An 8,065-nucleotide genomic window follows, 5' to 3' on the forward strand; every position below is an offset into this window, starting at 1 on the left:
GCGACGGGGGGAATGCGTACGGCTGTCAACGGTCAACTCCTCTGCCGGGGCAGGTGTGATGCGGTGGGTAGTGGGGTGCTGACCTTGAACTCGGCCCAGCAGCGTTTGCCGGGCGGCAGCGGATCGAAGCCGTGGCGGTCCGCCAGCGCTGCGACGAGGAACAGCCCGCGTCCGCCTTCCTCGTCCACATCCGACAGGCTGACCCGTGGGACGGAGGGGTTGGCGTCGTTCACCTCGATCCGCAGTCCCTTGTCGCTCAGGCAGGCGCCGGCCGTGATCGGGCCGCCGTTTGCGTGCCGGACCGCGTTCGCGATGAGCTCTGCGGCCACCAGCTCTGCCACGTCCAGGAGTTCGGGGCCGAGGAATGCGCCGAAAGTCCGTATCCCGTCCGCGAGCTGCTGGCGCGCGGACGCTGCGGCAGCTGGCGTGCCGGAGACGGGAATCTGGATGTGATGCGCTTCCATGAGCGGCCTCCTGGTCGGTTCGGCCACTCCACGCAACCGCTCCGGAGGTAAGCGGAACCAGTCGGTGTGCCGGGGCTGCATCACTTATGCAGGAGCTGCATCACTGCCAAATGCCGCTCGGTTACTCTCGGTTGAGCAGGCAGGATCGGCGACGGCAGGAGGGGCCGTGGCACAGATGGCCGAGGCACAGAGTGAAGCGAGACGGATCGGCGAAGTGATCCGTCAGGCACGCGTGTTACAGCGGCGTTCGCAGAGGGACGTTGCCGCCGCGCTTGGGTATCACCAGTCGAAGGTGAGCCGCCTGGAGAGCGGCAGGGGTACCGAGGACGTGCGAGTGCTGCGCGAGATCGCGCAGGTGCTGGAGATTCCGCCGCAACGTCTCGGCCTCGCCGCTGTTTCTGATGCCAGCCCCGCCGAGCCCGGAACAGAGGACATGCACCGCCGTACCTTCCTTGCCGCGAGCGTCGCCGCGCTCGCGACTCCGCCGTCGTCGAGCGCGGCACATCACGACCTGATCCAAGTCCTGTTGCCAGGCACGAGCCCCGCGGCGACCGGGCAAGCCCTGGGCCTCGACGAGCTGCGGGATCGGGCACGGGCCGTACGCCGGATGTTCTGCACGTGCGACTACGCGGAACTGGAGCAGACCTTGCCGGGTCTGATCGCCGACCTGCGTCAGGCCGCCGGAGGCTCATCCGGCTCGGCGGAGGTGTCCGGGCTGCTCGCGACTGCCTACCAGACGTCGGTGAGCCTGTTGCTGAAGCGGGCCGATCAGGGCAATGCCTGGCTCGCGGCCGGTCGGGCCATGGCCGAGGCGGAACGGTCCGGGGATCCTGTCGTCCTCGCCGCCAGTGTCCGCGTCCACGCTCACGTCCTCGTGCGGGAGAAGCACACGGCCCAGGCCGTGAACATGGTCCGCCACACTGCCGACCAGCTCACCGGCTCCTACGACCAGCGCCCGCCCCGGTACCTGGCAGCGGTTGGTCTGCTGTTGCTCCGCGGAGCGACCGCCGCCAGCAGAAACGGCGACCGCGACACCACCCGGGACTTCCTCACCGAAGCCAAGGAAGTCGCTCGCTATGTCTCCTTCGACCGGCCCGACGCATGGGCGAACTTCAGCCCCACCAACGTCGCACTCCACGAGATCAGCGCAGCCGTCTCCTTCGGTGACGCCGGCATCGCCCTGGAAACCGCACGGCCGCTCATGCGGCGGCACATTCCTGTCCCCGAGCGCCGGGCCGCGCTGTGGGTGGAGACCGCCCGCGCCTACAGTCAGCAGGGCAGGCTCGCCGAGGGCTACCAGGCCCTGCGTATCGCCGAGAGCTGCGCGGCACAGGACATCCGCCGCCCGGCCGTACGCGAACTGGTCGCCGACATGGCAGCCCGCGACCGTCGCCGGGCACTGCCCGAGCTGCACCACTTCAGCCGCCAACTGGGAGTGCCCGCGTGAGTGATCAGCCCGACAAGCCTTTCCTACAGATCGTGGTCTGCGCGGCTGGGGTCGCCGCCGACGTCGGCAGGCTGATCACCGCAGCACAGGAACTGCACTGGGACGTCGGCGTCATCGCCACCCCCCAAGGACTCGGCTTCCTCGACGCGGAGGCGGTTGAGGCGCAGACCGGCCGCCCCATCCGCTCGGCATGGCGGTCACCAGGTGAACCGCGCCCGACTCGGCCCGCGGATGCGATCGCGGTCGCCCCGGCCAGCTTCAACACCGTCAACAAGTGGGCCGCCGGGATCTCCGACAATCTCGCCCTGGGGGTCCTGTGCGAAGCACCCTCCATGGACATCCCGGTCGCCGTGCTGCCGTACCTGAACTCAGCCCAGGCCGCCCACCCCGCGTACCGCCAGAGTCTGGAACGGCTACGCGAGATGGGCGTCCTGATCGGCTCGTACGAACCGCACCGGCCAAAGGCCGGCGGCGGGGCCGACCGCTACCGCTGGGAGGAAGCCCTGGAACTCCTCGCGCCCAAGCTGTCCGCACCGGCCTGATCAGCGCCGCCGTGTCGGTGACCCCTGCGGTGGCCGAGCAATGGCTGCCGCAGGGTGGACCGGCGCGCTGGGCCGTTGCATGGCGCTGTGGGCCCTGGCTGCCTGGGCCCAAGGACCGGGAACGTGGCGCTCGCCGAGGCGGCGGATACGCCAGGTCAGCGCGCGGGCGGGACTGCGGGCGTCGTCCAGGGCGCGTTGGTGCAGCGCTTGGCCGAGGACGGTGGCTGCGTTGTGTCCTGCTGCCTCTGCCTGGGCGAGCACGGTGGCGAGTGCGTCCCAAGCGGGGTCGTTGAGGATCCGCTCGGCGTGCTCCGGAACCACATCCTGAAGGTGGCGGGCGAAGCGGCGCTTGGTCTGCGGGCTGGGCGCCCGGCCGGCGAGGCCGACCAGGACGGGCTCGGCGGTCTGCGCGTACGCGGTCTGCAAATGGAGGAGCGCCTGTTCGGCTGCCGCCTCCTGCTGGGCGTGCTGGCGGGTGCGGTGCCAGTGCAGTGCGAAGGCGACCGCGGTGAGCGCGGCGTCCAGGAGCATGATGAGCCCAGTGCCGTCACTGTCCTGTGGCTTCTCGCGCCAGATGGTCTGGATGCTGCGGCGCAGGGCGCGGTTGCTGTCGAGGTCGGCGGCGATGCGGGAGCGGGTGGCGCGCTCGAAGGCAGCGGCGGCTTGTTCGAGTTCGGCCCGCGCCGCGGTCGGTGCCATGACGGGCAGCAGGTCCAGCGTCGCGCCGAGCGCGACGAGTTGGCCCTGGGCCGTCTGTTCGTTGCCTTTCGTGAGGTGGTGGGGGATGCGTTCGGTGGCGGCGGTGGCCTGGTGCCACGGGTTGCCAGGCTGGATGGTGGCTGGCTCGGGGCTGGAGGTGGCGAGGCGTTCGCGGATCTTGGGCAAGGAGAGGTCAGGGGCGAGGGTGGAGCCCGCGAACCACACCGGGTTGCCTTCCTCGTTCACGTTGCCGGGCAGGGCGAAGTTGCAGCCGAGCGCGTCGCCGGAGGGAGCGAGCTTGAGGCGCACGTCCACGCCGGTCGCCTCCAGCAGCGAGAAGAACTCGGCCTCGTCGGCCGCGGCGGCGACCGCGCGGCGCACCCGCATGCGCAGGACCTCGCGGGCGGTGGCGTCCTGGCCCAGGCGCGTGGCCTTGAAGTGTTCCTTGCTGGTGGGGCGCTTGGCGGCGGTGCCGTCGCCCGGCTTCAACCGCTTCAGCCCGTATTCGACTTCGATCTGGCGGGCCTCGCGCTGGACAGCCCGGATGTCATAGTCGCGCTTGGGGCGGCGGCCGTCCTGGCGGACGAGGGTGGCGGCGATGTGGATGTGGTCGTCGGCGTGGCGTACGGCCACCCAGCGGCAGGCTTCGGTGTCCCCGGCGGGGGCGATGCCGGCGGCGGCCACGATGCGGCGGGCGATCTCCGCCCACTGGGCGTCGGAGAGGATGGGGTCTTCGGGAGCGGCGCGGACAGGGCAGTGCCAGACCGTGGTCTGGGGAGCCCGGCGGCCGAGCATGGCCACCGGCTGGTCGAGCTGTGTGTAGAGCTGCTTCTGCACCTCCTTCGGGTCGCGGTGGGGGCTGCGGCCGGGGTCGGGGGCGAAGTCGTTCCAGGAGGCGACCAGGTGGGGGTCGACGTGTTCGTTGGCGTCGCCCTTGCCGAAGAGGTAGGCGATCAGGCGACGAGTGCTGCCCTTGCCTGTGATGATCTTCGGTATCACCGGCCCTGCCTTCCCTCGGTGACCTGGGCGACGGCGGTGTCCACGTCGGCGATCGACGCTTCGACGCGGGCCAGGAGCCGGTGGACGACATCGGGCTCGGGCCAGGCGCCGTCCTTGTGGAGGTGCCAGGTGAGCTGGTTGAGGTTGTTGCCGATCATGCCGAGCTGCCGGTTGGCGGCCAACAGCGCCTTCACCATGGCGCGGTAGTCGGCGATCGCAGCTGTGGGGTCCTCGGCGCGGGCCGCGGCGAGCGACGCTTCGGCGACGTAGCCGCCGATCTGCATACGGCTGAGCGCGGCGGCGTGGGCGAGGTCGGTGAACTCGCTGTCGTTGTAGCGGGGGTGGACGCGGCGCTCGCGCAGGCGCGGCTGACGCAGACGGCGCTGCGGCGTCGGCGTCTGCGCGGCGTGCGGCGACAGTTTGGTGCCTCCCGTCTCGATCGGCACCCCCGGGCCGACCGACCCCGGTGCCCCCTCGGCGCCGGGTGCCTCCGCCACCTCAGGGGCGGAGGTCGGGTAAGGACTCCTTACCCGACAACTTGCTGCGCTGTCTGGGGCTGAGGTCGTAGGCGTCGGCTGTTGAGCTGTCGGGAGTTCGTGGTGCTGTTCGTGCACGGGGGTGCTCCGGTGGTGAGGGGGCGGGAGATGTGTCACGTGCGTCGCATCCGTCCCATGCCTGGTCAGCACAGGTACGGACACTCGGGCAGGTACGGAGAAGTCCGTCCCGACGAGGACATCCGTCCCCGCGCTGACCTGCGCGGGGACGGATGCGACGCAGTGATACGGACCCAGGGGAGGCGGGTCAGCGGGCGCGTTTGGGGCCGGCGGGTCCGCCGGGCGGCCCGATGGGCAGCTGGCCCGCCGGGGCGGCGGGCGGCTTGCTCTGAGCCGGGGGCGCGGGTGTGGCGTCGTGCGTGGGGGCGGGCGCTGTCTCGGTGAGGTCGGGGCAGTGGCGGGCCCAGCTGTCGAGGAACCGGTTACGGGCGTACCCCTTGGCCTGCCTGCCCATGTCGAACCGGTAGTTGGCCGGGCGGATGTCGAAGTCCCGGAGCATTCTGCCCAGGTGGTAGGCGTTGAGCCCGTTGGTGCTGTGTTCCGCCCAGGGGGCGTCGGGATCCTGGAGCAGGGCGGTGACCAGATCCAGGGAGGACAGGGCCTCGGGGTTGCCGTGTGCCTCGAAGACGCGATGGATGTCGCGCAGCAACCTTGTCTTCAGGTTGGTCTGCTCGTCCTGGACGGCCTCGAACCGGGTCATCGCCACACAGGCCGCACGGGCACTCGCGGGCCAGTGGCCGCCGGCCAGGTCGGCAACGATGACCAGTGGCTCCCATGTGTCCGCCGCCCGGTCCTCCACCGGCATGGTCGGCGCCATGCGGCCGGCCGTGGCGCGCAGGGGTCCCAGCCAGGCGGCCAGCTTGTCCCGCAGCGCGTTCAGTTCCGGTGTGGCGTAGCGCGAGCGGAACGGGGTCACCTTCTCGCCCGGCTTGCGCTTTTGCATGCGGAGCACGACCGCCCGGTCTGTGATCGTGTCGGGCAGGTCGCCGATCGAGGCCAGCGCGGCCATGGCGAAGGTCGGATACGGGGTCGGCTTGTGCTCCGGACCGGAGATCCGCCAGGCGGGCCGGTTGCGCTGGTGTCCGGCGTTCAGCAGGCCGCGCAACTCCTCGTTGTCGCCCGCCTTGCTGAAGATGGTGTCGGCCTCGTCCACCAGGATCGTGCGCGGGTTCTTGCCGATGACGCGGAAGAGCACCGCCGTGGACATGTTCACCGTCATGATCGGCTGGTGGACGGTCTCGTGGAGCACGTCCAGAACCCGGGACTTGCCGCAGCCCTTCGTCGGGCCGACGACCGCCAGGCGCGGCGCGTGCTGCAAGGCGGTCTGGATGTGCGTGGCCGCCACCCACAGGGTGACCGCTGTCAGCGCCTCGTCACTGGGCAGCACGACGTACTTGCCGATCGCCGCCCGCAACTCATCCAGCAGTTCCGCACCCTCACCGGAACCCCGTTCCTCAGGGTCTGCCGGTCCCCGAGGAGGCCGGGAGCCGGTACCGTGATCCGGTCCCCGTGCGTCGACGGGACCGGTCCCCTCCTTATGGGCGGTTCCCGCCACGGGGTTGTCAGACCCTGGCGACTGGCGGGGACCGTGATCACGGTCCCCATTGCGGTCCCCTGGTGCAACTGCAACCCCTTGGGGACCGGTCCCCATTTTGACGCCGCTGACCTGCGTGTTTGCGCCGGATGTCGATACGGGGACCGGGACGTGCGGGGACCGTGCAGCGGGCACTTCGCGGGGACGGTCCCCAACAGCGGCATCTGCAGACGGCTCGGGACGGTCCCCGTGTGCTTCCACATCCGCCGAGTGCTCGACGGTCCCCGACGCCGGGGACCGTGTGTCCGCCTGATTCCTGCGGCGCCAGGGGACGCCCTCGCCGGGGATCGCCGGAGTGGGCCAGCCGGTCGGGGAGGTGTTCGTGGAGGTGGGGGACCTAGGGTCCTCCATAGGCGTTCCTCTCCAGTGAGAGGCAGGACGGGCAAGGTCCCGCCCCTCACCAGCTCATTCGTTCAGGGATGGTCGATCAGTTGGGAAGTCTTCGGCCCTCGGCGTTGGCGCGCCGGGGCCGCTTCGTTGTCCGCGCCAGACGCGGGGTCAGGCCGTGAGGTCGTACGACGTCTGGGCATCCAGCCACGCGTCCACGTCCCGCCAGCGGTAGCGCAGGTGACGGCCGACCTTGTGGACGCTGGGGCCGATGCTCCGGTACTTCCACTGGTAGAGGGTCTTCACCGGCACCCCGAGGTACGCGGCCACGTCGGCGGGAGTGGCGAGCTGGTCACGCTCGGCGCCGACGAGGCGCGGTGAGTGATTCGGCAATGAGGTCTCCATATCGGAATCAGGGTTTTGGATGGCAGGCGTGGGCAACACAGCCACACCATCAGGGAAGCGTTCAGAGTGAACTCTGAAACTCCCGGCAACTTCCCTCGGTGTCGCCGGGGAAGACCAAAACAGTAAGGGCGGATCACCGGTTGCCGAAATCGCTCCCGCGGAAGCCGAAATTTTCTGCGGCGAAGCAACCGGCTGAGGTGCCGGAATCCGGCACCTCAGCAGCTCAGAGGCAGTGTCCAGCAGTCAGGCGCGACGTGGCCAGCCCGCCGGACACCCCGTCCGATAGGTGCTCAAATCGCCCAATTCTTTGACGCGGAGGGAAGGTAGCACAACCTCCCCGCCGAAACGGCTCGTGATGTACCGGAATTCGACGAGACGAACACCACTTCGCCCCGGGCGACTTTTGGAGAGTTTAAGAACTAACTCTTGCCATGACGGTCGGCTGCAAGTTACAGCTATCTGTCATGCCCAACTGACCTGTCGAAATAGGCCCCGCCGGCCTGCACACCGCCCGCGCCATCGAGCACCTACGCCTCGTGCGCGGCCTGACCCAGCACCAACTCGCCGCCTGCCGTTCCGCACTGGGCCGCCCGATGGCCAACACCGCCCTCAGCCGAATCGAACGCGCCCGCCGCCGCTGCGACATCGACGACCTCGTCGCCATCGCCACCGCGCTCGGCGTTTCTCCCGCGACCCTGCTCCTGCCGCTTCCCTCGGTGTCCAGTGATGACCGGAGGGGGCACTAGTTGGCGAGGGTTTGGGTTGAGGACCGCATAGGGCACGCGGCGTACGTACGGGCTGTGGCGGAAGCCAAGCGAGCAGGGCGTACGCCACCCGGGCGCTACCGCGTGCGCTGGTACGACCCCGACGGCAAGCCGAAGATGAAGACCTTCACCCGCAAGGTCGACGCCGAGGCCGAGCGGACGAGGATGGAGTCCCGTCTAAGAGGTCCTAACAGAAGTTGCTGATCATGTGACTTTCGGCTGGGCTGGTCGTTGCTCTGGTCATGGGGGAACGTCAGTCGCGGCCGTGGA

General features: G+C 69.7%; 8 protein-coding genes. 3 read left to right on the forward strand and 5 right to left on the reverse strand.

The genetic code is table 11. From position 1 onward, the window contains the following. Positions 1–32 precede the first annotated feature (32 nt). Positions 33–464: an ATP-binding protein gene (locus ACZ60T_RS27900; protein ID WP_469668343.1), complete on the reverse strand. Its 432-nt coding sequence runs from the start codon at positions 462–464 to the stop codon at positions 33–35. A gap of 175 nt (positions 465–639) precedes the next feature. Between ACZ60T_RS27900 and ACZ60T_RS27905 the strand changes: the two genes are divergently transcribed. Both ACZ60T_RS27905 and ACZ60T_RS27910 read left to right on the forward strand, forming a co-directional pair. Then, on the forward strand, positions 640–1,911 hold the full coding sequence (locus ACZ60T_RS27905; RefSeq protein ID WP_469668370.1) for a helix-turn-helix domain-containing protein: 1,272 nt from the start codon (positions 640–642) through the stop codon (positions 1,909–1,911). Continuing rightward, the gene (locus tag ACZ60T_RS27910; RefSeq protein ID WP_469668344.1) at positions 1,908–2,453 is read left to right on the forward strand and encodes a flavoprotein; all 546 of its coding nucleotides are present in this window, start codon (positions 1,908–1,910) and stop codon (positions 2,451–2,453) included. The genes ACZ60T_RS27905 and ACZ60T_RS27910 overlap by 4 nt, the downstream gene beginning before the upstream one ends. On the opposite strand, the gene ACZ60T_RS27915 is transcribed toward ACZ60T_RS27910, so the two are convergent. The 4 genes from ACZ60T_RS27915 to ACZ60T_RS27930 all read right to left on the reverse strand — a co-directional run bounded on the left by ACZ60T_RS27915 (position 2,454) and on the right by ACZ60T_RS27930 (position 7,019). Then, positions 2,454–4,151 carry a relaxase/mobilization nuclease domain-containing protein gene (locus ACZ60T_RS27915; protein WP_469668345.1) on the reverse strand — a complete coding sequence of 566 codons (1,698 nt, stop codon included), beginning with the start codon at positions 4,149–4,151 and terminating at the stop codon, positions 2,454–2,456. Next, complete coding sequence (locus tag ACZ60T_RS27920; protein ID WP_469668346.1) at positions 4,148–4,648, reverse strand: plasmid mobilization protein; 501 nt, start codon at positions 4,646–4,648, stop codon at positions 4,148–4,150. Before ACZ60T_RS27920 ends, ACZ60T_RS27915 begins: the two co-directional genes overlap by 4 nt. A 304-nt stretch (positions 4,649–4,952) precedes the next feature. Next, on the reverse strand, positions 4,953–6,119 hold the full coding sequence (locus tag ACZ60T_RS27925; RefSeq protein WP_469668347.1) for a DUF3631 domain-containing protein: 1,167 nt from the start codon (positions 6,117–6,119) through the stop codon (positions 4,953–4,955). A 678-nt stretch (positions 6,120–6,797) separates the two neighbouring features. Continuing rightward, on the reverse strand, positions 6,798–7,019 hold the full coding sequence (locus ACZ60T_RS27930) for a helix-turn-helix transcriptional regulator (protein WP_469668348.1): 222 nt from the start codon (positions 7,017–7,019) through the stop codon (positions 6,798–6,800). 530 nt (positions 7,020–7,549) lie between these two features. Here ACZ60T_RS27930 and ACZ60T_RS27935 point away from each other — a divergent pair. Beyond that, positions 7,550–7,777 (forward strand): helix-turn-helix domain-containing protein, encoded by a 228-nt coding sequence (locus ACZ60T_RS27935; RefSeq protein ID WP_469668371.1) that lies wholly within the window; start codon positions 7,550–7,552, stop codon positions 7,775–7,777. Positions 7,778–8,065 lie beyond the last annotated feature (288 nt).

The sequence above is a fragment of the Streptomyces sp. NPDC104371 genome, assembly GCF_055583785.1.